The 21,951-nt window shown below is 65.1% G+C and carries 18 protein-coding genes and 1 riboswitch; of the genes, 7 read left to right on the top strand and 11 right to left on the bottom strand.

What is annotated here, in order from left to right; translation table 11 throughout:
• The first annotated feature begins 252 nt into the window (after positions 1 to 252).
• Positions 253 to 1,530, top strand: a complete 1,278-nt coding sequence (gene hemA / locus D8676_RS04795; RefSeq protein ID WP_121579650.1) for a 5-aminolevulinate synthase — start codon at positions 253 to 255, stop codon at positions 1,528 to 1,530.
• A 114-nt stretch (positions 1,531 to 1,644) separates the two neighbouring features.
• On the opposite strand, the gene D8676_RS04790 is transcribed toward hemA, so the two are convergent.
• Together D8676_RS04790 and mscL are read right to left on the bottom strand one after the other, a co-directional pair.
• On the bottom strand, positions 1,645 to 2,811 hold the full coding sequence (locus tag D8676_RS04790; RefSeq protein ID WP_121579649.1) for a pyridoxal phosphate-dependent aminotransferase: 1,167 nt from the start codon (positions 2,809 to 2,811) through the stop codon (positions 1,645 to 1,647).
• A 104-nt stretch (positions 2,812 to 2,915) separates the two neighbouring features.
• The gene (gene mscL, locus D8676_RS04785; protein WP_121579648.1) at positions 2,916 to 3,341 is read right to left on the bottom strand and encodes a large conductance mechanosensitive channel protein MscL; all 426 of its coding nucleotides are present in this window, start codon (positions 3,339 to 3,341) and stop codon (positions 2,916 to 2,918) included.
• A gap of 676 nt (positions 3,342 to 4,017) precedes the next feature.
• Here mscL and D8676_RS04780 point away from each other — a divergent pair.
• Positions 4,018 to 7,512 carry a PAS domain-containing hybrid sensor histidine kinase/response regulator gene (locus D8676_RS04780; protein ID WP_121579647.1) on the top strand — a complete coding sequence of 1,165 codons (3,495 nt, stop codon included), beginning with the start codon at positions 4,018 to 4,020 and terminating at the stop codon, positions 7,510 to 7,512.
• 8 nt (positions 7,513 to 7,520) lie between these two features.
• On the opposite strand, the gene D8676_RS04775 is transcribed toward D8676_RS04780, so the two are convergent.
• Together D8676_RS04775 and D8676_RS04770 are read right to left on the bottom strand one after the other, a co-directional pair.
• Positions 7,521 to 8,183 carry a response regulator transcription factor gene (locus tag D8676_RS04775; RefSeq protein WP_121579646.1) on the bottom strand — a complete coding sequence of 221 codons (663 nt, stop codon included), beginning with the start codon at positions 8,181 to 8,183 and terminating at the stop codon, positions 7,521 to 7,523.
• A gap of 102 nt (positions 8,184 to 8,285) precedes the next feature.
• Positions 8,286 to 8,747: a hypothetical protein gene (locus D8676_RS04770; RefSeq protein ID WP_121579759.1), complete on the bottom strand. Its 462-nt coding sequence runs from the start codon at positions 8,745 to 8,747 to the stop codon at positions 8,286 to 8,288.
• A gap of 147 nt (positions 8,748 to 8,894) precedes the next feature.
• Here D8676_RS04770 and D8676_RS04765 point away from each other — a divergent pair, with 147 nt between their 5' ends.
• A complete protein-coding gene (locus D8676_RS04765) occupies positions 8,895 to 9,242 on the top strand; it encodes a DUF952 domain-containing protein (RefSeq protein WP_121579645.1) in 348 nt (115 codons plus the stop codon).
• The gene (locus tag D8676_RS04760; protein ID WP_121579644.1) at positions 9,239 to 10,333 is read left to right on the top strand and encodes a quinone-dependent dihydroorotate dehydrogenase; all 1,095 of its coding nucleotides are present in this window, start codon (positions 9,239 to 9,241) and stop codon (positions 10,331 to 10,333) included. The genes D8676_RS04765 and D8676_RS04760 overlap by 4 nt, the downstream gene beginning before the upstream one ends.
• Here D8676_RS04760 and D8676_RS04755 read toward each other — a convergent pair.
• The 3 genes from D8676_RS04755 to D8676_RS04745 all read right to left on the bottom strand — a co-directional run bounded on the left by D8676_RS04755 (position 10,330) and on the right by D8676_RS04745 (position 13,043).
• The gene (locus tag D8676_RS04755) at positions 10,330 to 11,664 is read right to left on the bottom strand and encodes an MATE family efflux transporter (RefSeq protein WP_245426567.1); all 1,335 of its coding nucleotides are present in this window, start codon (positions 11,662 to 11,664) and stop codon (positions 10,330 to 10,332) included. The two genes, D8676_RS04760 and D8676_RS04755, sit on opposite strands and share 4 nt — an antisense overlap.
• A gap of 108 nt (positions 11,665 to 11,772) precedes the next feature.
• On the bottom strand, positions 11,773 to 12,039 hold the full coding sequence (locus D8676_RS04750; protein ID WP_183096991.1) for a DUF6460 domain-containing protein: 267 nt from the start codon (positions 12,037 to 12,039) through the stop codon (positions 11,773 to 11,775).
• A gap of 89 nt (positions 12,040 to 12,128) precedes the next feature.
• Entirely contained in the window at positions 12,129 to 13,043 is a 915-nt protein-coding gene (locus tag D8676_RS04745) for a sugar phosphate isomerase/epimerase (protein ID WP_121579642.1), read from the bottom strand.
• Between the two features lie 261 nt (positions 13,044 to 13,304).
• Between D8676_RS04745 and D8676_RS04740 the strand changes: the two genes are divergently transcribed.
• Positions 13,305 to 14,165, top strand: a complete 861-nt coding sequence (locus tag D8676_RS04740; RefSeq protein ID WP_121579641.1) for an RNA polymerase factor sigma-32 — start codon at positions 13,305 to 13,307, stop codon at positions 14,163 to 14,165.
• Positions 14,166 to 14,171: 6 nt separating this feature from the next.
• Here the strand turns inward: D8676_RS04740 and D8676_RS04735 are convergent, their stop codons facing one another.
• From D8676_RS04735 to thiB, 4 genes are all read right to left on the bottom strand, one after another.
• Positions 14,172 to 15,608: a M48 family metalloprotease gene (locus D8676_RS04735; protein ID WP_245426592.1), complete on the bottom strand. Its 1,437-nt coding sequence runs from the start codon at positions 15,606 to 15,608 to the stop codon at positions 14,172 to 14,174.
• A 214-nt stretch (positions 15,609 to 15,822) separates the two neighbouring features.
• A complete protein-coding gene (locus tag D8676_RS04730; RefSeq protein ID WP_121579757.1) occupies positions 15,823 to 16,506 on the bottom strand; it encodes an ATP-binding cassette domain-containing protein in 684 nt (227 codons plus the stop codon).
• Positions 16,507 to 16,574: 68 nt separating this feature from the next.
• Positions 16,575 to 18,245 (bottom strand): thiamine/thiamine pyrophosphate ABC transporter permease, encoded by a 1,671-nt coding sequence (thiP, locus tag D8676_RS04725; RefSeq protein ID WP_121579639.1) that lies wholly within the window; start codon positions 18,243 to 18,245, stop codon positions 16,575 to 16,577.
• On the bottom strand, positions 18,221 to 19,222 hold the full coding sequence (thiB, locus tag D8676_RS04720) for a thiamine ABC transporter substrate binding subunit (protein WP_121579756.1): 1,002 nt from the start codon (positions 19,220 to 19,222) through the stop codon (positions 18,221 to 18,223). Before thiB ends, thiP begins: the two co-directional genes overlap by 25 nt.
• Positions 19,223 to 19,266: 44 nt before the next feature.
• Positions 19,267 to 19,369: riboswitch (TPP riboswitch) on the bottom strand.
• 99 nt (positions 19,370 to 19,468) lie between these two features.
• Between thiB and D8676_RS04715 the strand changes: the two genes are divergently transcribed.
• Both D8676_RS04715 and D8676_RS04710 read left to right on the top strand, forming a co-directional pair.
• Positions 19,469 to 20,113 (top strand): thiamine diphosphokinase, encoded by a 645-nt coding sequence (locus D8676_RS04715; RefSeq protein WP_121579638.1) that lies wholly within the window; start codon positions 19,469 to 19,471, stop codon positions 20,111 to 20,113.
• A gap of 8 nt (positions 20,114 to 20,121) precedes the next feature.
• A complete protein-coding gene (locus D8676_RS04710) occupies positions 20,122 to 21,939 on the top strand; it encodes an ABC-F family ATP-binding cassette domain-containing protein (protein WP_121579637.1) in 1,818 nt (605 codons plus the stop codon).
• The last annotated feature ends 12 nt before the right edge of the window (positions 21,940 to 21,951 follow it).

The following is a 21,951-nucleotide window of genomic DNA, read 5'->3' as shown; positions in this document are numbered from 1 at the left end:
TTCGAAAAAAATGGGTTGATAGCCAAGGCAACCGGCCCGAAACCAGTAAAATATCGCGAAGGCATTGGACGGTTACGTGATCGGTGCATCAATCGGATTGAAATTGACCGGGATCAAGGAAGCAACAGCGGAACTCAGTCGTTATATGGCGGACGGGCGTGGCATTTTGACCTTTATGCCGGAATAGACGTAGGCTGACCTAGCAATTATGATCCACGCCAACCGGAAGCCATCCAAACCGGAAAGCCATAAATGAACTACCCGCGTTTTTTCGAGGAAGCGCTCGATCAGGTCCACGCTGAACGGCGCTATCGCGTCTTTGCCGATCTCGAGCGAATAGCCGGCTCCTTCCCCCGCGCGATCTGGCGCTCCAATGGCCGGGCCGAAGAAATCACCGTCTGGTGCTCCAACGACTATCTCGGCATGGGCCAGAACGCCAAGGTTGTGGAAGCCATGCAGCAGGCAGCCGGCCGCATGGGCTCGGGCGCCGGTGGCACCCGCAACATCTCCGGCACCAACCATCCGCTGGTCGAACTCGAACATGAGCTCGCCGATCTGCACGGCAAGGAAGCCGGCCTCGTCTTCACCTCGGGCTTCGTCTCCAACGAGGCGTCGATCTCGACAATCGGCCGGCTGCTGCCCAACTGCCTTATCCTCTCCGACGAGCTCAACCATGCCTCGATGATCGAGGGCGTGCGCCGCTCCGGCGCCGAGAAGAAGATCTTCCGCCACAACGACGTCGCCCATCTCGAAAGCCTGCTCGCCGCCGCCGGCCGCGAGCGCGCCAAGCTGATCGTCTTCGAGAGCGTCTATTCGATGGACGGCGACATCGCGCCGATCAAGGAGATCGCCGATCTCGCCGAGAAGTACAACGCCATGACCTATATCGACGAGGTCCATGCGGTCGGCATGTACGGCCCGCGCGGCGGCGGCATCACCGAGCGTGAAGGCCTCGCGCACCGCATCGACGTCATCGAAGGCACGCTCGCCAAGGCGTTCGGCACACTCGGCGGCTACATCACCGGCAGCACGACGGTGGTCGACGCCGTGCGTTCCTATGCGCCGGGCTTCATCTTCACGACGGCGCTGCCGCCGGCAATCGCCGCCGCGACCACCGTCTCGATCCGCCATCTCAAGACCTCGCAGGCCGAGCGCGAGGCGCAGCAGCGCCAGGTCGCGCGCACCAAGGACGTGCTCACCGCCGCCGGACTGCCCGTCATGGAATCGAACACGCACATCGTTCCGATACTGGTCGGCGACCCCGAGCTCTGCAAGATGGCGACCGACCGCCTGCTCGGCGTGCACGGCATCTACATCCAGCCGATCAACTACCCGACCGTGCCGCGCGGCACGGAGCGCCTGCGCATCACGCCGACGCCCTTCCACGACGCTCTGCTGATCGACCGCCTCAAGGACGCGCTGGTCGAGACCTGGGACGCGCTCGGCATCCCCTACGGAGCAGCCGGCCGTCCGGCCGTCGCCAGCTCCGACCGCATCATCCCGCTGCTGGTGCCGAAGTCCGGCGGTTGAGCAGCCGGTTCGCGAAACGAATTCGTCATGCCGGTGGCATGACGAAAGGCTAGCGAACGCGGGGACGCTGCGGAGCAGCGGGAACCCGGCCGGGCGACGTTGAAAACCCGCGCCTCACCCCTTGCTGATCCAATCCGCCAGCCGGTTTGCCGCTTCCTCGACATGGTCGAGGCGGCGGTGGAAGCAGGCCCTGAGATAGCCCTCGCCAGCCTTGCCGAAGGCGGTGCCGGGCGCCAGGCCGACATTGGCCTTGTCGACGATGTCGAAGGCGGCCTTGGTCGAATCCTTCATACCGTCGACCGCGAAGAACAAATAGAACGCGCCGGGCGGCACGCTGAAGCGCACCCTGCCGGTCTCGCCCAGCTTGCGGCTGATCAGGTCCCGCGCGGCCCGCGCCTGTGCGATCTGCGCCGTCAGGAACGCATCGCCCTCGTCGAGCGCGGCGATTGCGCCGCGCTGCAGGAACTGCGCCACGCCCGAGCTCGAATACTGGATCAGGTTCTCGAACATGCGTCCGAGCGAGGGGTGCGTGCGCAGCCAGCCGATGCGCCAGCCGGTCATCGCCCAGTTCTTGGAGAAAGTGTTGACGAAGAGGATGCGGTCCTCGGGCTCCATGATGTCCATGAAGGAAGGCGCGCGGCGGCCGCCATAGTGGAACAGCGCGTAGATCTCGTCGGCGATGATCCAGAGCCCCTTGCGGCGCGCCAGGTCGAGCAGCGCCTTCAGCGTCTCGACGTCGGCGGTCCAGCCGGTCGGGTTGGCCGGCGTGTTGACGAAGATCGCCTTGGTTTTCGGCGTCACCGCCGCCTCGACCCGCGCGACGTCGCAATACCAGCCATTGTCGCCTTCCTCGAGCGGCACCGGCACCGGCGTCGCCCCGGCCACGCCTGCCGCGGCGGCGAAGTTCGGCCAGGCCGGCTCCAGGTAGATCGCCTCGTCGCCCGCGCCCGCCGTCGCCTGCAGTGCCAGCGTGATCGCCTGCATGCCGCCGATGGTGACGAGGAACTCGTCCGGCGAGAATTCCATGCCGAAATGGCGCTTGTGGTAGCGGGCCAGCGCCTCGCGCAGTTCCGGTATGCCGCCCTGCCAGGTGTAGAAGGTCTCGCCCGCGTCGAGGCCGCGCTTGGCGGCCGAACTGATGAAATCAGGCGTCGGCAGGTCGCTCTCGCCGGACCAGAGCGGGATCAGGCCGGGTCGCCCGCGGCCATAGTTGGCGACGGCTTCGATGCCGCTCACGGGCGCGCGCAGGGCTTCGGCCCGCAGCTTTTCGGTCAGGGACATGAAGGGTTTCCGTCAGATTGGCTGGAAGCCGGACTTAGCCGGTTTTTCCTCCATCGGAAACCGGAAACCCGGCCGCCAGCGCGACCGGGTTCTTGATCCAGAGCCTACGCCCGCTTGGCAAGCAGGTCGCGGATTTCGGTCAGGAGCTGCACGTCGGCGGGCGGCGGGCCGGGCGGGGCCGCTTCCTTCTGCTTTTCGAGCTTCTTACGCATCGTGTTCACCCCCTTCACCATCAGGAAGATGATCCACGCCAGGATCAGGAAGTTGATGACCACGGTCAGGAAGTTGCCGTAGGCGAACACGGCGCCCTGCTTCTTGGCTTCCTCCAGCGAGACGGCCGTGACGTTCCCGGAGAGGGGCAGGAAGTAGTTGGAGAAGTCGAAGCCGCCGAAGATCGCGCCGACGATCGGCATGATGATGTCGCCGACCAGCGAATTGACGATAAGGCCGAAGGCGCCGCCGATGATCACGCCGACGGCGAGATCCATGACGTTGCCCTTGGAGATGAACTCCTGGAATTCCTTGATCATAAAACCCTCCTGAGTTGCCGACGCTCCGGCAGGAATCGGCACCGGTGGAACTTTAGCAAATATCTCCGGTTGCAAAACCGGAAATGTTCATGGCGCGGCAGGAACCGCGCCTTGGTGATTTCGACCGGGCTGCGAAACGCTTCGGCGCCCGTAAGAGGTGCATTTACGTGAACAGATTTTCCGTCCTCCCCGCGCCAAACCCCTGATTTCGCTCGAAGATTAAAATAGTTGGCGGAATTCGATTCACAGCCTTCGGGCCTTCCGTACAATGGCGGCATCTCCCTCGCGGGAACACGGGTCATGAACCGGATGAGCGTGGAGGGGACGGTACCGGTTCGGTCGCGCGGAGGTGGCGCGGCTGGGTGATGAGCCCCGAGGACCGGGCCCTGACCGAGGTCGCGCGGTGAAACGATTCTGCGTCCCCTCCAGGTAGGGCAAGCATGCCGGCGGGGCACGGGAAACCGGCCACGTAATACTATTGAGAGGCTAGGCCTCGTGCCCCGCTTCCCACCTTTTCCGGCAATGGCCAGATGCGAAAGCAGGCGTGGCGACGACGAAACGCGCGGGTACCCCTCCCCCTGCAAGAGGAAAAACCCTCCCCATGGACACCAACCCCAAGCTATGATTGCCTTTGCCGGATAGCCGGCCGGGCCGCACAGGGAGGAAATTTTCGGGCGTGCAGGGCTTTCTCGTCGTCTTCATAGCGGTCGCCTATGTGACGCTGCTCTTCGTCATCGCCAGCCTGGGCGACCGCTGGTCGGCAAGGCGCGACCCGGCACGGACGCGGCCCTATATCTACGCGCTCAGCCTCGCCATCTACTGCACCTCCTGGACCTTCTTCGGCTCGGTCGGCCTCGCCACCGAACGGGGCTTCGAGTTCCTCACCATCTATATCGGTCCGGTGCTTGTCTTCCTGTTCGGCTTCCCGCTGCTCAAACGCATCATCGAGCTCGCCAAGTCCGAGAAGATCACCTCGATCGCCGATTTCCTCGGCGCGCGCTACGGCAAGAGTTCCGCCGTCGCCTGCATCGCCACGCTGATCGCCGTTGTCGGAACCGTCCCCTACATCGCGCTCCAGCTCAAGGCGATCTCCGGCTCGGTGAGCCTGATGATCGGACACTACAGCGGCGCGCCATTCAGTTTTGAGCCGTTCGTCAGCGACATATCGCTGGTCATTGCCATGCTGCTGGCGCTTTTCGCCATCCTGTTCGGCACCCGCCACGCCGACGCGACGGAGCATCAGGACGGGCTGGTGCTGGCGATCGCCGTCGAATCCGTCGTCAAGCTCGCCGCCTTTCTGGCGGTCGGCATCTTCGTCACCTTCTTCCTGTTCGACAGCCCTGAGCGGCTGGTCGAGGAGCTCTCCGCCGACAGCCGCGTCCAGGCTTCGTTCGAGTACCGCACCTCGCTCGGCACCTGGCTGGTGATGACCGCCCTCAGCGGTTTCGCCATCGTCATGCTGCCCAGGCAGTTCTACGTGATGATCGTGGAGAACCGCGCCGAGAGCGAATTGCGCACCGCGACCTGGGTCTTCCCGCTCTACCTGGTGGCCATCAACCTGTTCGTGCTGCCCGTCGCGCTCGCCGGCCTGGTGCTGGTCGGCGGTGCCACCAGCAGCGACCTTTATGTCCTGTCGCTGCCGCTGCTCACCGGCCACGACGTGCTCGCCATGGTGGCCTTCGTCGGCGGGCTGTCGGCGGCGACCGCGATGGTGATCGTCGCCAGCGTGGCGCTGTCGATCATGGTGTCCAACGATCTCGTCATACCGCTCTTCGTGCGGCGACGGTTGCTGAAGGGCCAGCCCGCGGAGAACGGCGACTGGTCGAGCCTGATCCTCAACATCCGCCGCGCATCGATCTTCATGATCCTGTTCGTCGCCTTCCTCTACTACCGGGAGAGCACCAACAATGCGCGGCTGGCGTCGATCGGGCTGATGTCCTTCGCCGCGGTCGCCCAGTTCGCGCCGGCCTTCCTGGGGGGACTGATATGGCGCGGCGCCAACGCCAGGGGTGCGGCGCTCGGCATGCTCGCCGGCATCGCGGTCTGGACCTACACGCTGCTCCTGCCCTCGCTTGCCGCGCCCGATACCGGCGTCCTGGAGGACGGCCCGTTCGGCATCGAGGCGCTGCATCCGCAGGCGCTGTTCGGGATGGAGGCCGATCCGCTTGTCCACGGCGTCATCTGGAGCCTGTCCATCAATCTCCTCTTCTTCGTGCTCGGCTCGCTTTCCCGCGCCTCGGTGCCGCTGGAGCGCATCCAGGCCGCGATCTTCGTGCCCCGCGACTCCGGGCCGCTGCCGAACCTGAAACGCTTCCGCAGCACCATCACCGTCAACGATCTCAAGGACACGATCTCGCGCTATCTCGGCGTCGAGCGCACCGAGCGGTCCTTCCAGAGCTTCGAGGCGAAGAACGGCGCGCTGAACGGCAACGAGCAGGCGGGGATGGATGTCATCCGCTTCTCCGAGCAACTGCTCGCAAGCGCCGTCGGCTCCTCCTCCGCGCGGCTCATCCTGTCGCTGCTGTTCAAGCGCGGTGACAGCGCGTCGAAGGATACGTTCCGCCTGCTCGACGACGCGACCGAGGCGCTGCAGCAGAACCGCGACCTCCTGCAGATCGCGCTCGACCAGATGGAGCAGGGCATCACCGTCTTCGACAGGGATTTCCGGCTCACCTGCTGGAACAGGCAGTATCGCCTGCTGTTCGACCTGCCTGACGAAATGGGCCAGGTCGGCGTCTCGCTCAACCATATCCTCAACTATCTGGCGCGGCGCGGCGACATTGCCTCCGACATGCAGGTCGCGATTCTCGGCCGCATGACCACCTTCGGCACGCCCTGGCAGATGGAGTTGAAGACCAGCGGCCGCATCCTGGAACTGCGGTCGAACCCGATGCCCGACGGCGGCATCGTCGCGACCTATGCGGACATCACCCAGAGCGTCGAGGCAGACCTCGCGCTGAAGCGCGCCAACGAATCGCTGGAGCAGCGCGTAGCGCGCCGCACGGCGGAACTGACCCGCGTCAACGAGGAACTGGCGCAGGCGCAGATGTTCGCGGAAGAAGCCAATCTCGGCAAGACGCGCTTCCTGGCCGCTGCCGGCCACGACATCCTGCAACCGCTCAATGCCGCCCGCCTCTACTGCTCGTCGCTGATCGAGAAGGCCGGCAGGGGGCCGACCGGCGACGCGGCGGCCAACATCGAATCGTCGCTGGAATCGGTCGAGACGATCCTCGGCGCCGTGCTCGACATCTCCCGCCTCGACGCCGGCGCGATGAAGCCCGTCGAATCGGTGTTCCAGCTCGATGGCCTGCTCCGCCAGATCGGAACAGACTTCCAGCCGCTGGCCGCCGCGAAGAAGCTCGAACTCAACATCGTGCCTTCCTCGATCGCGGTCCATACCGACCGCAATCTACTGCGCCGCCTCATCCAGAACCTCGTCTCGAACGCGGTGAAATACACCCGCGCCGGCCGCATCCTTGTCGGCGCGCGTCGGCGCGGAGAGCTTGTCGAGATCCAGGTCTTCGATACGGGCATCGGCATACCGGTGGACAAGCTCTCCTCGGTTTTCGGCGAGTTCACCCGCCTTGAGGAAGGCGCCAGGGAGGCGCAGGGGCTGGGTCTCGGCCTCTCCATCGTCGACCGCATCGCCCGGGTGCTGAGGCTCGAGCTGCAGGTCGATTCCGGGCGCGGCGCGGGCACTCGCTTCTCCGTCGTCCTGCCGGTCAGCAATGCGGTCGAGCCGCCGGCGGTAGCCGAAGCCGCCCTGCCATTGCAGCCCGAAACCGCGCTGAACGGCATGGCTTTGCTCTGCATCGACAACGACCTGCGTATCCTCGAAGGCATGCGCCTCCTGTTCGAAGGCTGGGGCTGCACGGTCATCACCCATTCTGGCTCGAAGTCGATCGAGGATGCGGGGCGCCTTCCCACCCCCGACATCATCCTCGCCGACTACCATCTCGACGGCGAGACGGGGCTCGATCTCGTCCGCAAGCTGCGCGCCCGCTTCGGCGAAGCGACACCGGCGGTGCTGGTCACGGCCGACCGCTCGAACGAGGTGCGCGAGATGGCGGACCAGATGGATGTCTCGGTCATCAACAAGCCGCTGAAGCCCGCGGTGCTGCGCTCGCTGATGACGCGGCTCCGGCGCATGACGCCGGCGGCGGCCGAATGAGAAAGGGGTCAGCCGGCGGTTGTCTGCAGCGGATCGGCGCCAATGCGCGAGAGCAGGATGACGGCCTGGGTGCGGCTGTCGACGGCGAGCTTGTGCAGCACGGCCGAGACATGCGCCTTGATGGTCGCCTCCGACACGCCGAGCTCGTAGGCGATCTGCTTGTTCAAGAGCCCTTCGGCCAGCATGCCGAGCACGCGTGTCTGCTGCGGCGTCAGCGATTGGAGCCGCTTGATCAGGTCCGATATCTCCGGATCGCGCTCGACGCCGAGGTCTATCCCCGCCGGCGCGGTGACCCCGCCGCCCAGCACCGTCTCTACCGCCGTCCTGATCTCCTCCATGCTCGCCGATTTCGAGATGAAACCCGACGCGCCGAGTTCGAGCGAGCGGCGGATGGTTTCGGGATCGTCATGCGCCGACACCACGACCAGCGGCACGGTGGCGTTGATGCCTCTCAGCGAGATCAGGCCGGAAAGGCCCGCCGCGCCCGGCATGGCAAGGTCGAGCAGCACGAGGTCGATGTCGTCGTTGCCGGCTACGATCGCCTTGGCGCTGTCGAAGTCGCCGGCCTCCAGGATCGTCGCGACGTTGCTTACCCCGCTCAGCGCCTGCTTCAGCGCACCGCGGAAAAGCGGATGATCGTCCGCGATCACGAACTTGTAGCCAGACGGCAAATGCCCCTCCCGCTGCGCCGCGCCTCATGGCCTGAGTGGACGCGCGCGCCGATTATGCGGCGGCGGCCGGCTTTTTCAAGCGACAATGCCGGTATCCCAGGGTCAGGTCCGGCCCGTACCCGGTTCCGCAGGCTTGGAATTCTCGTTTTCGAAGTCCTTCACGATGTTCATGAAGCTGCGAAAGAAGCGCTCCATATAGCTCATCGTCCTGTTGAAATCCTCCTCGGTCGGCAGGCTGTTCTCGATCTTGGCCGCGACCGAGTTTTCCAGCCTGGAGACGCGATCCTCCAGCGCCTTTACGCCGGCCAGCCGGTCGTTCAGGGCTTTCACTTCGGTTTGCAGCCGCTCGATCTCATCCTGTACGGCGGTCCGTTCGTCAGCCGCCATCCTGCAGACGAGTTCGCCCCATTTCTCCTCGCAGATGGACATCTGCCCGGTGCGCGTATCCATGCGGACATAGCCGTCCGGCGACTTTTCAAGCCGGTAGCGGTCGGGCTCTGCGGCAAGTGCGCCGGCGGTCAAGGAAACAAGCAGGACGGGGAATGTGAGGGCGATCGGGCGCATGGCCACCTCCACTCGCTGATTCTGGCCGAAGCCATAGTCCACCTCGGCAGCAGCTTATCCGATTCTCGACCCGCTTTGCGCCTAAATTGGGGACATGCCCGGCCGGCTGGCTTTTACCTGCGCCGCAATCGGCCTATAGCCGCCCTCATGGCGACCATCATTTACAAGATTTGTCCCGACGCTCTGTGGCACGAAGCCGGGAAGACAGGTCGCTTCGACGGCGCCCCGGTCGATCTTGCCGACGGCTTCATCCATTTTTCTACCGCCGGGCAGGTCCGGGAAACCGCGGCAAAGCACTTTGCCGGACAGGCGAATCTCCTGCTCGTTGCTGTCGAGGCCGAACGGCTCGGCGCAGCGCTGAAGTGGGAGGTCTCGCGCGGCGGCGCACTTTTCCCGCATCTTTACGCACCGCTCGACCCTTCAGAAGTGCTCTGGGTCAAGCCGCTGCCGCTCGGCGGCGACGGACACCACGTCTTCCCGGCAGATCTCGCATGATCCTCGACGTCTTGGAGAAAATCGGCCGCAAGGGGCTTTTCTGCGTCGATCCCGAGACCGCGCACGGACTGTCGATCAAGGCGCTGAAGGCCGGTCTTCCCGTGGCCAAGTCACCGCACCACGACCCCAGGCTCCGCACCACCGTCGCCGGCGTCACCTTCGACAACCCGCTCGGCATGGCCGCAGGCTACGACAAGAACGCCGAGGTACCGGATGCATTGCTGACGCTAGGCTTCGGCTTCGCCGAGGTCGGCACGGTGACGCCCCTCCCCCAGTCCGGCAATCCGAAGCCGCGCATCTTCCGGCTTGCCGAGGACGGCGCGGTGATCAACCGGCTGGGCTTCAATAATGAAGGCCACGATGCCGCCGAACGCCGGCTTGCCGCGCGCGCATGGAGGGCGGGTGTCGTCGGCGTCAACATAGGCGCCAACAAGGATAGCACCGACCGGATCGGCGACTACGCGCTCGGCGTCGAGCGCTTCGCGCCGTTCGCCTCCTATCTGACGGTCAACATCTCCTCGCCCAACACGCCGGGTCTGCGCGACATGCAGGCGCGCGAGAGCCTTTCCGAGCTGCTGTCCCGCGTGGTGAGGGCGCGGGATTCCGCAATCGCCAAGGCCGGACACCAGGTGCCGCTGTTCCTGAAGATCGCGCCCGACCTCCATCAGGCTGACCTCGAGGACATCGCCGCCGAGGTGCTCGAGAAGCAGGTCGAAGGGGTCATCGTCTCCAACACGACGATCTCCCGCCCTGCCCTCAAATCCTCGGCGCACAAGGCTGAAACCGGCGGACTGTCGGGCCGGCCGCTGTTCGAACGCTCGACCGTCGCGCTTGCCAGGATGCGCAAGCTGCTCGGCCCTGATGCCGCGCTTATCGGCGTCGGCGGCGTCGACAGCGTCGACACCGCGCTGGAGAAGATCCGGGCCGGCGCCGACCTCGTGCAGCTCTACACCGGCATGATCTATGCCGGGCCTGCCCTGCCCGGCCGCATCGTGCAGGGTTTTTCGAAATTCCTCGACAAGGAACGCATATCCTCGCTGTCTGAAATCCGCGACAGCCGGGTGGTGCACTGGGCCGACAGATCGCTTTAAAATGCCGTCCTGACCCTGACGCGCAGCGTGGCGAGCAGGCTCAGGCCGCGGCAGAGCAGGAAGATATGCAGCGCCGCCCAAAGCCCGTCATTGCCGAAGGCCGGGGCCAGCGCGAAGAGCGCCGCCGCAAAGACCAGAAACGACGCCAGCATCATGTTGCGCATGTCGCGCGACCACGTCGCGCCGATGAAGACGCCATCCATCTGGAAGGCAAGCACGCCGCTCAGCCCGGCGAATGCAGCCCATGGAAGGTACAGCGCCGCGGCGGCCCGAACCTCTTCGGCGGTGGTGATGACCGCGATCAGTTCGCTGCCGAACGAGAGCATGATCAGCGAAGCGGCAACGGCAAGCGCAAAGCCCCAGAACGCGGTTAGCCGGACTGCACGCCTGAAGGCTTCGGCATAGCGCGCGCCGACCGCCCGGCCTGCAAGCTGTTCGGCGGCGGTGGCGAAGCCGTCGAGGAAGAAGCTCGCGACCATGAAGAAATTCATCAGCACGGCGTTGGCAGCGAGCGTCACGGTGCCGAACTGCGCGCCCTGTCGGGTGAACAGCGCAAAGGCGGCGAGCAGCGTGAACGAGCGGATCATGATGTCGCGGTTGAGCGAGATCATGCGGATAAAGGCCTTGCGGTCGAACAGGTGCGCGCGGTCCAGCCGTGGCCCCTTGGCAAAACGGCGCAGCACGATCGCCATGCCGAGCAATGCCGCTGCAAGTTCACCGCCGAAAGTGCCCCAGGCGACGCCGGCGACGCCCCAGCCGAGATGGAGACCGAGGGCGATCGACAGGACGATGTTGATGCCGTTGAGCACAAGCTGCAACAGGAGCGCCAGCGTGCCTTCGCCGCGTCCGAGCAGATAGCCGAGCACGGCATAGTTGACGAGCGAAATGGGCGCCGCCAGCAGCCGGATACGGACGTAGGTCGCAATGGCTTCGTCGACGCGGCCGCCCGCATTGATGAACCACTGCCCGACGAAGACTAGGAATGGGGCGAGCGCGGCAAGGATGACGCCGGCCGTCACCGCGATGGCGAAGGCGCGCCAGAACACGGCCTGCTCTTCCGCCGTGTCGCCCCGGCCGAACGCCTGGGCGACAAGGCCGGTGGTGCCGGAGCGCACGAAATTGAAGGTGGTGAACACCACATCGAACACCAGTGCGCCGGCGGCGAGGCCTCCGATCAGCGCCGCATCGCCAAACTGGCCGACGACGGCCGTATCGACCAGACCCAGGAGCGGCGTGGTCAGATAGGCGAGCGTCATCGGCACGGCGATCGCCAGCACCGAATGGTGGGTCACCGAGAATGGCCGGATCGCCGGATGGGAAGTGTGGTCCACGGAGTCGCCTCTTTGACCGACCCGTCTGCATCAGTCCGCGGCATGGCGCAATCGTCCGGCCTACCGCGGCCAAGCGAAAGGCGGCGGTGGTTCAGTCGAGACCGTGGATCAACGCCTGTAACTGAAGAGCCTGAGCAGGATGAAGGCCGGCACGACGATGGCCGCGCCGAGCAGGAAATAACCCAGGAAGCGTTCGATCGCCGCGAAGCCCATGTTCCAGATGTCGAGGAAGAAGTCGCGGATGCCGTAAAGCACGTCGAAGGGCGACCAGCCGAAGGCGTGCATCACCACGCCGACGAGGAACGAGATGACGACGAGCTTGATAAGCACGCGAAGCGGCGAGTCGCCAAGAAAACGGTCCAGTGCCGACAAGATGGTTCTCCGGAACAGCAGCAGCCGTCACGAGATACGCATTTGTCCGGCCGCGTTCAAGCCGCGGCCGGAGCGCTTCCCCGGCGGTCGGCCTATTTCACCAGCGGTTTCAGCACGTCGCGGGCGAGCAGGAAGCCGCGTTTCACGGCCTCGTCGCTGCCCTCGAAGCGGCGGTCCTCGTGCTCGATGACGACGGGGCCGTCATAACCGACACGGTAGAGGCCCGAGAAGAAGCCGTTCCAGTCGACCTCGCCCAGCCCCGGCATGCGCGGAATCTGCCACCCCATGCCTGAAGACATGATGCCGCGCTCGTAAAGCCCGTCACGGTCGATCATCAGGTCCTTGGCGTGAACGTGGAACATGTGCCCGCCGAACTCCCTGATAAAGCGGCCCTGGTCGATCATCTGCCAGACGAGATGCGACGGGTCGTAGTTCATGCCGACCTCACCCTTCCATTCCTCGATGATGCGGCGCCAGACATAGGGCGAATAGGCGATGTTGTGACCGCCCGGCCACTCGTCGTAGCTGAAGATCATCGGGCAGTTCTCGAAGGCGAGCCTGACGCCATTGTCGCGGGCGAAGGCGATGATTTCCGGCCAGACCTTCTGTGCCTCCTGCCAGTTGGCGTCGACGGTCTGCGCCGCGTCGCCGCCGCAGAAGGTGTTGACCAGCCCGACACCCATCCTGCCGGCCGCGCCGATGACCTTCTTAAGGTGATCGATGACCGTCTGGCGATGGTTTGCGTCGGGGTGAAGCGGGTTCGGATAATAACCGAGCGCGGAAACGACGAGACCCTTGCCCTGCAGCCTGGCAACGACCTCCTTGCCTTCCGAGGCGGAGATCGCGGCGACATCGATATGGGAGGTTCCGGCGTAGCGTCGGGCGGGACCGGCCGATTTGGGCCAGCACGCGATCTCCAGCGCCTCGAAGCCTTCGGAGCTTGCCCAGTCGGCGACGCCATCGAGCGGCGTTTCAGGAAAAGGTGCGGTCAGCAAACCAAGTTTCACAATCGTTCTCCCCATCGATTCTTCGCAACGGCACGGGGTGCGGAGCGCGATGCCTCCCACCGGGGCACGCTTATCGGATGTGGCTGCGCCGCTGGCAAGGCGGTTTTGCGTCGCCGCCTGCAGGCACGTTCTGGCCCCGACGCGCCTGCCTTGGAACATTTTCCGTCTCTGGAACGTTTGCGATTTTTGCGCGGACCTTGAGTGCTGCGCGGGGCGCGGCGTCGGCTTCGCCGGCGGTGTGCCAGGCAATAGGAGCGCAGCGTGGTTCACGAAACCTTCGACCGGACCCTGGTAAAAGCTGCCATGCGGGCTCCCTATCTCGAGCGCGAGGAAGAACGTGACCTCGCGATCCGCTGGAAGGAGAAGCACGACCAGCAGGCGCTGCACCGCATCACCACCTCGCATATGCGGCTCGTCATCTCGATGGCCTCGAAGTTCCGCCATTTCGGCCTGTCGATGGGCGATCTCATCCAGGAGGGACATGTCGGTCTGCTCGAAGCGGCAGCGCGCTTCGAGCCGGAACGGGACGTCCGCTTCTCGACCTACGCGACCTGGTGGATACGCGCATCGATCCAGGACTACATCCTGCGCAACTGGTCGATCGTGCGCGGCGGCACCAGTTCGGCGCAGAAGGCGCTGTTTTTCAATCTCCGCAGATTGAGGGCGCGGCTCGCGCAGGGTCCTGAAACCCTGTCGAACGTCGCCATCCGCCGACAGATATCGATGGCGCTCGGCGTATCGGAAGCAGATGTCGCGCTGATGGATTCCAGGCTTTCGGCGTCCGACACATCGCTCAACGCGCCCTTGCTCGACGACAGCGGCTCTACGGCGGAACGATCCGATTTCCTGGTTTCCGACGGTCCGCTGCCCGACGAGATCGTCGAGGAGACGATCGATGTCGAGCGTCGCGCCGGTTGGCTGAAGAACGCGCTCGGCGTTCTCAACGAGCGCGAGATGAAGATCATCGAGGAACGCCGCCTGTCCGAGGACGGCGCCACGCTCGAGTCTCTCGGGGAGACGCTTGGCATATCGAAGGAGCGTGTCAGGCAAATCGAGAGCCGGGCGCTGGAAAAGCTGAAATCCGCCCTCATCAAGCAGGGATCCGGCTTCCTCGCCGCCTGAACTCCATCAACTGTCGGTGATTATCTTCACCTTGTCGCCGGCCGAGACCGTAGCGCCGGGAGCAAGCGCATTCAGGACCCGGAAGAGTTCCAGCTTGCGGTCGACGCCGACCATCGAGGCGGCGATCGAGCCGACCGTCTGGCCGGGCTTCACCGTCACCACTCGAATCCTCAGCGGCTTCAGGCTCGCTTTCTCGCGCGCCGAAAGCAGCTTGAAGCTGCCGCCGACCGTCTGCGCCGTCGCGTCGAGCTGGTCACTCGCGGTGGGCGCGGCCGTCAGCAGCCGGTAGACCTGACCGCCGGCCCTGATCACGGTAATGTCAAACTTCCAGCCATCGGCAGCGGCACGCGCGGTCGCCGCCTCATTGCCGTTGATCGTAACGTTACGGACACTGGAGGGGTCTAGCCCGGCGACCCAGCCCGAGCGGATATAGTCCGCAAGCTGCGTGCGGGGATTGAGTGCGACACCGTCGAAACGGACGGCAAGCTCACCCGGACCGGTGGCGGTCACGGCAGCGGCGCTGTTGTCGATGACGAAGCCTGGCGGCACCGAGAAGGACAGGCCCAGGCGCGGATGCAGGAAGGTGTTGCCGCGCACATAGCCTTCTTCCGGCGTGTCGCCGTAGAGCAAGCCGTCTATGCCCGCAAGGAAGGAGTCGCGATCGCGCGCGCCCTGCCCCGGCGGGCCGAACTGACGCGCATGGCGTTGCGCGAGTTCGATACGCTGCGGCGCGTTGGGGTGGCTTGCGAGAAAATCGAGGCTGGCGTCGGTCGCGCCGCTGACGGAGCGGAAATCGGTATAGGCCGACATCGATTGCAGGAAGCGGCCCGCCGCGTAAGGATCGAACCCTGCCTGCCCGCTCGCCCTGATGCCAATGGCGTCCGCTTCCAGTTCCTGGTTGCGCGAGAATTGCGCAAGCCTGAGCTTGCCGCGGATCAGCGCCATGTTGGCGCTCGGGGTCTGGCCGAGAACATCGGTCACCACCTTGGTGGCAAGCACCTCCTCGGCCTCACGCTGCTGGCGCTGCAGGCCGTGATTGGCCGTGACATGCCCCATCTCGTGGGCGACGACAGCTGCAAGCTCGGCCGAATCATTGGCCAGCGCCAACAAGCCACGGGTGACGTAGAGATAGCCGCCCGGCAGCGCGAAAGCGTTCACATTGGGCGAGTTCAGGATGGTGATGCGGTAGGCTTGGCCGGGATTGCCCGAGACCGTGGTGAGGTTGCCGACGACCTTGGCGACCATCCGCTCCAGCTTGGGATCCGAGTATTCGCCGCCATAGGTGGCCAGAATGCGCGGGTGCTGCGCGCGCGCCAGTTCGGCAAGCCGATCGTTGCGCGATACGGAATCGACGGTGACTGGAGTTTCGGACGGGCGGAAGGCCGATTCCTTGACCTGACCGCCGGTCGACAGGCTGGATAGCGCCTGGCAGCCGGCAAGCAGCGCCGTCAAGCCTACCGCCGCGAGGAGACGCGCGGTGTGGCTCAGCGGACGGGACGGCCGCGTATCGGCCCCTCCTCGGCTGATCTTGCGAAACGCTGGCACAATGTCCTTCCGGTTGGCGGCGCGCCGGCCTGGGAGTTCCGGGCGACCTCAATCTGCTCTCTTGGACCGCCATTACCACATAATGGCCCCCAAGTGGCGGTTTGATCGTAAATTATGTCCGCTTCCGGGCAAATTCCGTGATCTGTGTTCCGATATAGCGCCTGAACGCTTCCGGACCACCCTCGCTGAAGAAGGCTTCGGTCGCGCCGGTAGCCGAAATCAGGCCATCCTCCAGAAAAACCATGTCGTCTGCGACCCGCCGCGCGTCCTCCGGCTGATGCGTCACGAAAAGCACAGTCATGCGCCGCTCGGCCTGCACGCCGGCCAGAAGCTCCAGCATATCGGTGCGGAGCGCCGGGCCGAGTGAACCGAAAGGTTCATCAAGCAATAGCACCGGGCGATCACGCACCAGGATGCGCGCGAGCGCCACACGCTGACGCTCGCCGCCGGAGAGTTCACGCGGCAGGCGGCGTTCCTTGCCGGCAAGCCCAGTGCGTTCCAACGCCTCGGCGACGGCGGTCCGGTCGGCCGGCGTGAGGCGCAGGGAAGGCGATCGGCCGAGCCCAACATTGGCGCCGACGTCGAGATGGGCGAAGAGATTGTTCTCCTGGAACATCATCGAAACCGGCCGGGCTGCCGGCCGCTGGCCGGTGACATCTTCTCCGCCGATGATCACCCGGCCGGTATCCGGCGTCTCGAAGCCGGCGACAAGGTTGAGCAGTGTCGACTTCCCCGAGCCGCTGGGGCCCATCACCGCGGTGATCGCCGCGGCCCTGAACTCGACATCGAAACGCATGGCCGCCTCGCCATAGCTGAAGCTCACCTTGTCAAGGCGGACCGGCGTGCCGTTCTGTCGTCCCCCGTTCAAGCCGGTTTCTCCTTTCCCAAACGGTCGGCGAGGAACACCAGTACCAGACAGAGCAGGCCGAGCAGCAGCGCCAAACCCGCCGCATCGTCGGTGCGGTACGAACCCAGGCGCGCCAGGAGGAGATAGGGCAGGGTCTGCACGGAATCGCTGCCGAACAGCGCAATGACGCCGAGATCCCCCAACGACAGTGCCATGGCGAAGGCGAAGCCGGTGGCAATCGGCCGGCGCAGCACCGGCCAGTCGATCAACCGAACCCGATTCCAGCCGGCTATGCCCAGTTGCGCGCAGAGGCGGTCGTTGCGCTCGCCCGCTGCGTCGTAGGCCGGGCGGATGGCGCGGATCGCGAAGGGCATGGCCATGACAGCGTTGACGGTCGCCACCATGACAGGCGCCGCGGCAAAGAGGAAATCGGTGTGCCGGAGCAGCACGAACCAGCCGGCGCCGATGACGATCGGCGGTACCACGAGAACGAAGCCGGCGCCGGTGCCCGCCAGGCTTTCGAGAAAGCCTGCGCGAGGTCCGCGCCGCCGCGCCAGACCCTGCCTCGCCGCCGCCAGGGACAGCGCGATCGCGACCGAGAGAATTGCGGAAATGACGGCCAGGACGATGCTCGTCGCCGTCGCCTGCTGGACCGCCGGATCGCCGGCCAGGCGCAGCAGATCGGCTGCCAGCCCCGCAGCGACAGTGGCTGCGATCGGCCCGGCGACGAAGACAAGCGCCACGACGATGAGCGCGGCGTTGAAGAGAGCCTCCGCCGGACGGATCATGACGAATTTGCGCTGGGCCACGGGCAGGCTGGCGTCGATTGCGGCATTGGCGCCGAGGCGGGTCAGCGCGAGCACAACGATGACTGTCAGCACGATCTGCAGCAGGGTGAATGTCACCGCCCGCGCTGGGTCGAAATCGAAGCGCAGCGCCTGGTAGATGGCGACCTCCAGCGTGGTCGCTGCCGGCCCGCCGCCGAGCGTCAGCACGATGGTGAAGGAGGTGATGCAGAGCATGAAGACCAGCCCAGCGATTCCCGGGAAGGCCGTTCGCATGGCCGGCCATTCGATCAGCCGGAAGGATGCGGCCGGCCCCATGCCGAGCTGGCTCGCCAGCCGCCATTGGTCGGCCGGGAGCGTATCGAGGGCTTCGAGAAAAAGCCTCGTCGCAAGCGGGAGGTTGAAGAACACATGCGCGACCAATACGCCGGAGAGGCCGTATATGCCGGGCCAGGTTCCGCCCGACAGCGCCGATAGAGGCGCGGCGAGATAGCCGGCTCGCCCGAGCAGCGCCAGTATGCCAAGCGCAGCGACGATTGCCGGCAACGCCAGCGGCAGCGCGAACAGGCGCAGGATAATCGCCCGACCGGGAAAGGCCGGGTGGCGCGACAGGGCGCGCGCGACAAAGATCGCCGGAATCACGGAAAGCGCCGTCGACAGGACCGCCTGCCAGAGCGTGAAGCGGACGATCCTGCCGAGATAGGCGTCGAACGCGTCGACAGCGCCGGAAAGATCGCGGAAGCCTTCGATGAGCAGGCCGGCAAAGGCTCCGCAGATCAGCAGCGCTATCGCGGCAAGGGCGAGAATACCGGCGAGGACGCGCCAATCGGCGTGACGCCCGCCCGCGCCCTTTTGGGGAGCGTGAAATGCGCGGCTTGTCACCTGCTCATCGCCGCGAGCCATTCGTCGACCCAGGCCTTGCGGTTCGCCGCCACCTCTTCCGCCGAAAAGAGCAGTGTCTTTTCAGGCTCGACAAGCTTTCCGAAGGCAGGATTGAGCGGCTTGTCGGTCTTGCCGGCCGGGAACATCCAGTTTGTCTCCGGAATGACGTCCTGGAAGCCGGGTCCGGTCATGAAGGCGATGAATTTCGCCGCAAGCGGGTTTTTCGCGCCAGTCGTGGTGATGCCGGCCACCTCGATCTGGAGATAGTGGCCCTCCTCGAAGGCAGCGGCTTTGTACCTTTCCGTGTTCTCCGCGACCATGTGATAGGCTGGCGAGCTCGTATAGGAAAGCACCATCGGCGCCTCGCCCTTGGTGAAGAGCCCATAGGCCTCGCTCCAGCCGGGCGTCACGGTCAGAACACGGCCCTTGAGCTTCGCCCAGGCCTCGGGAGCCTTGTCGCCGTAGACCGCCTTCACCCACAGAACCATGCCCAGGCCGGGGGTCGAGGTGCGCGGGTCCTGAAGCACGATTTTCTGGTCCGGATCGCCCTCGACAAGCTCATGCAAGCTCTTCGGCGGGTTCGCCAGCTTCTCGGAATCGTAGATGACGGCGAAATGGGCGTAGTCGTAGGGCACGAAGACGTCGTCGCTCCAGCCGCCCGGAACCTTGACCGCGCTGGTGTCAATGCCGGCCGGCACGAACAGGCCTGTCGCCTTCGCCTCCGCCGTCAGATTGGTGTCGAGGCCGAGCACGATGTCGGCCTTCGTCGAGGCGCCTTCCAGTTTCAGCCGGTTAAGCAGCGCGACGCCGTCGGCGACGGCCACGAACTGGAGATCGCAACCGCATTCAGCCTCGAAAGCCTTTTCAACCTGGGGGCCTGGCCCCCATTCGGCGGTGAAGCTGTCATAGGTGTAGACCCTGAGTTTGTCCTGAGCAGCCGCGGGAAAAGGCAACCCGGCGAGAGCAAGGACGATCAGGGGCAAAAATTTCGTGCGCATCGGCGCCTCCTTCGTTCGTGTTGAAGGGAAACCAGGCGCCGGGTACTTCCGAAGCGTCTAATCCCTCCGCCGGTACAAACCGGATCAGGTTCAGCGGGTTGGCGTCAGCCTCTCAGCCGGAACAAGCCGGCACCCCGTTAGAGCGAGATGACAGATAGTGCCCAAGCCCTGCGCAGGCAAGCTTTTGTTGTTCCAGCACGGCTTTGCGCCTTCCACTTCCGATATTCCGCGTGGTAAGGGGCCGCCATGAGCAGATTCCTCATCCTTCTCGGCGGCAAGCTGGTCTGCACGCCGCGCCTTGAGGCGCAGGTTGCGGGCGCACGCGTGATTGCCGCTGATGCGGGCATAAAGCATGCCAAGTCGCTTGGCGTGACGCCGGAGATCTGGGTGGGCGACTTCGATTCCGTTTCCGATGAGCTGGTCGCCGAATATCCGGCCATCCCGCAAAACCGCTTCCCGCAGGACAAGGACAGCACCGACGGTGAACTCGCGGTCGCCGAGGCGCTGGCCCGCGGCGCCACGTCTCTTGTGCTGGCCGGCGCCTTCGGCGGAGCGCGGGCCGACCACGCCTTCCTGCATGTCGCGCTGGCGATCCGCCGAGCCAAGGAGGGCCTACCGGTCATCATCACCAGCGGCGAGCAGGAAGCGCACCCGCTCCTGCCCGGCTCGCGCGATTTCGACTTCGACGACGGGACGCTGTTCAGCATCCTTGGCTTCTCGCATCTGTCGGGCGTATCCGTGATGGGCGCGAAATGGCCCCTCGACAGCGTCGAGGTTCCATTCGGGACTTCCCTCACTTTGTCCAACGAAGTGCGCGGCGACCTGCGCATCTCGCTTGCGGTCGGCCGCGCCCTGCTGCTTGCCCACCCCTATCCAGCCGAGGGCCTCTAGACAGACGAATGGCTCCTCCACTCCTGACGCTGGACGGCATCACGCTGACCTTCGGCGGCACGCCGCTGCTCGAAGGCGCAGAACTATCGGTTTCGACGGGCGACCGCATCGCCCTGGTCGGCCGCAATGGCTCGGGCAAGTCGACGCTGCTCAAGATCGCCGCCGGCCTGATCGAACCGCAGGACGGAAAGGTCTTCCGCCATCCCTCCGCCACGGTGCGCTACCTGCCGCAAATGCCTGACATGGAAGGCTTTGCAACCACCCGCGCCTACGTCGAGGCCGGGCTCGGTCCCGCCGACGACCCGCACCGCGCGACCTATCTGCTTGAACATCTCGGCCTGAGCGGCGACGAGAAGCCGGACGAGCTGTCCGGCGGCGAGGCGCGCCGGGCCGCCCTTGCCCGGGTCATGGCGCCGAAACCGGACATATTGCTGCTCGACGAGCCGACGAACCACCTTGATCTGTCGGTGATCGAATGGCTGGAGGACGAACTTGCACGCTCGTCGTCCGCCCTCGTCGTGATCTCCCACGACCGCCGTTTCCTGGAGCGGGTCAGCAAGGCGACCGTCTGGCTCGACCGCGGCCAGACCCGGCGTCTGGACAAGGGCTTTGCGCATTTCGAGGAATGGCGGGACACGATCCTCGAGGAGGAGGAGCGCGAGCAGCACAAGCTCGGTCGCCAGATCGTGCGCGAGGAGCATTGGCTGCGCTATGGCGTCACCGCGCGGCGCAAGCGCAACATGCGCCGGCTCGGCGAATTGCAGGCGATGCGCAAGAAGTTCCGCGGGCATCGTGGCGCTGAGGGCGTAGCCACGATGACGGCGAGCGACGCAGCCGAATCCGGCAAGCTGGTGATCGAGGCGAAGTCCATCTCCAAGAGCTTTGGCGATCTCACTGTCGTGAAGGACTTTTCTACGCGTATCCAGCGGGGCGACCGGATCGGCCTTGTCGGGCCGAACGGCGCCGGAAAGACAACGCTCCTGAAGATGCTGACCGGAGAGATCGAGCCGGACTCCGGCACGGTGCGACTTGGCGTCAATCTCGAGATCGCTACCCTCGACCAGAAGCGCGCGGCCGTCGATCCCAACGAGACGCTGGCGCATTTCCTGACCGACGGGCGCGGCGAGACCGTCGTCGTGAACGGCGAGGAGCGTCACGTCGTCTCCTACATGAAGGATTTCCTGTTCAAGGCGGAGAATGCGCGGACGCCGGTCCGTGAATTGTCCGGCGGCGAAAGAGCGCGCCTGATCCTAGCACGCGTGCTGTCGCGGCCGGCCAATCTGTTGGTGCTCGACGAGCCTACCAACGACCTCGACATGGAAACGTTGGAACTGCTGCAGGAACTCGTGGCGGGATTCGCTGGCACGGTGCTCCTCGTCAGCCACGACCGCGACTTCCTCGACCGCACGGTGACCAGCATCATCGCGCCGGATGGCGGCGGCCGCTGGGTGGAATATGCCGGCGGCTATTCGGACATGCTAGCGCAACGCGGCGGAACAAGGTTGGAGGACCGGAAGGCGCGCGGCGGCCAACAGGAGACCTCGTCCAAGGCCACGCCCGAAGCCTCCGCCCAGCCAAAAGCGCCTGCGAAAAAACTGTCCTACAAGCAGAAATTCGCCCTGGAAACGCTGCCTAACAAGATGGCCGCCGTGTCCGCCTCCATACAGACGCTTGAGAACCAGCTCGCCGATCCGAACTTCTACGAAAAGAATCCGGCATCTTTCGCCAAGACCATCGCCGCACTCGACCAGGAACGGCAGTCGCTGGCGGCGATGGAAGAGGAATGGCTGGAACTCGAAATGCTCAGGGAAGAGCTGGAGGGCTAGCTACCAAGGGGC

The organism is Mesorhizobium sp. YM1C-6-2, assembly GCF_003666685.1.
In the GTDB taxonomy this organism is placed as follows: domain Bacteria; phylum Pseudomonadota; class Alphaproteobacteria; order Rhizobiales; family Rhizobiaceae; genus Mesorhizobium_K.
This window is presented reverse-complemented; position numbering and strand designations above follow the sequence as displayed.

What these genes read in the sequence shown, in the direction of transcription:
- thiB (WP_121579756.1), bottom strand. Translation starts at nt 19,222, where the DNA reads ATGCGCACGAAATTTTTGCCCCTGATCGTCCTTGCTCTCGCCGGGTTG.
- D8676_RS04710 (WP_121579637.1), top strand. Translation starts at nt 20,122, where the DNA reads ATGGCTCCTCCACTCCTGACGCTGGACGGCATCACGCTGACCTTCGGC.
- D8676_RS04730 (WP_121579757.1), bottom strand. Translation starts at nt 16,506, where the DNA reads ATGCGTTTCGATGTCGAGTTCAGGGCCGCGGCGATCACCGCGGTGATG.
- D8676_RS04715 (WP_121579638.1), top strand. Translation starts at nt 19,469, where the DNA reads ATGAGCAGATTCCTCATCCTTCTCGGCGGCAAGCTGGTCTGCACGCCG.
- D8676_RS04765 (WP_121579645.1), top strand. Translation starts at nt 8,895, where the DNA reads ATGGCGACCATCATTTACAAGATTTGTCCCGACGCTCTGTGGCACGAA.
- thiP (WP_121579639.1), bottom strand. Translation starts at nt 18,245, where the DNA reads ATGGCTCGCGGCGATGAGCAGGTGACAAGCCGCGCATTTCACGCTCCC.
- D8676_RS04770 (WP_121579759.1), bottom strand. Translation starts at nt 8,747, where the DNA reads ATGCGCCCGATCGCCCTCACATTCCCCGTCCTGCTTGTTTCCTTGACC.
- hemA (WP_121579650.1), top strand. Translation starts at nt 253, where the DNA reads ATGAACTACCCGCGTTTTTTCGAGGAAGCGCTCGATCAGGTCCACGCT.
- D8676_RS04760 (WP_121579644.1), top strand. Translation starts at nt 9,239, where the DNA reads ATGATCCTCGACGTCTTGGAGAAAATCGGCCGCAAGGGGCTTTTCTGC.
- D8676_RS04790 (WP_121579649.1), bottom strand. Translation starts at nt 2,811, where the DNA reads ATGTCCCTGACCGAAAAGCTGCGGGCCGAAGCCCTGCGCGCGCCCGTG.
- mscL (WP_121579648.1), bottom strand. Translation starts at nt 3,341, where the DNA reads ATGATCAAGGAATTCCAGGAGTTCATCTCCAAGGGCAACGTCATGGAT.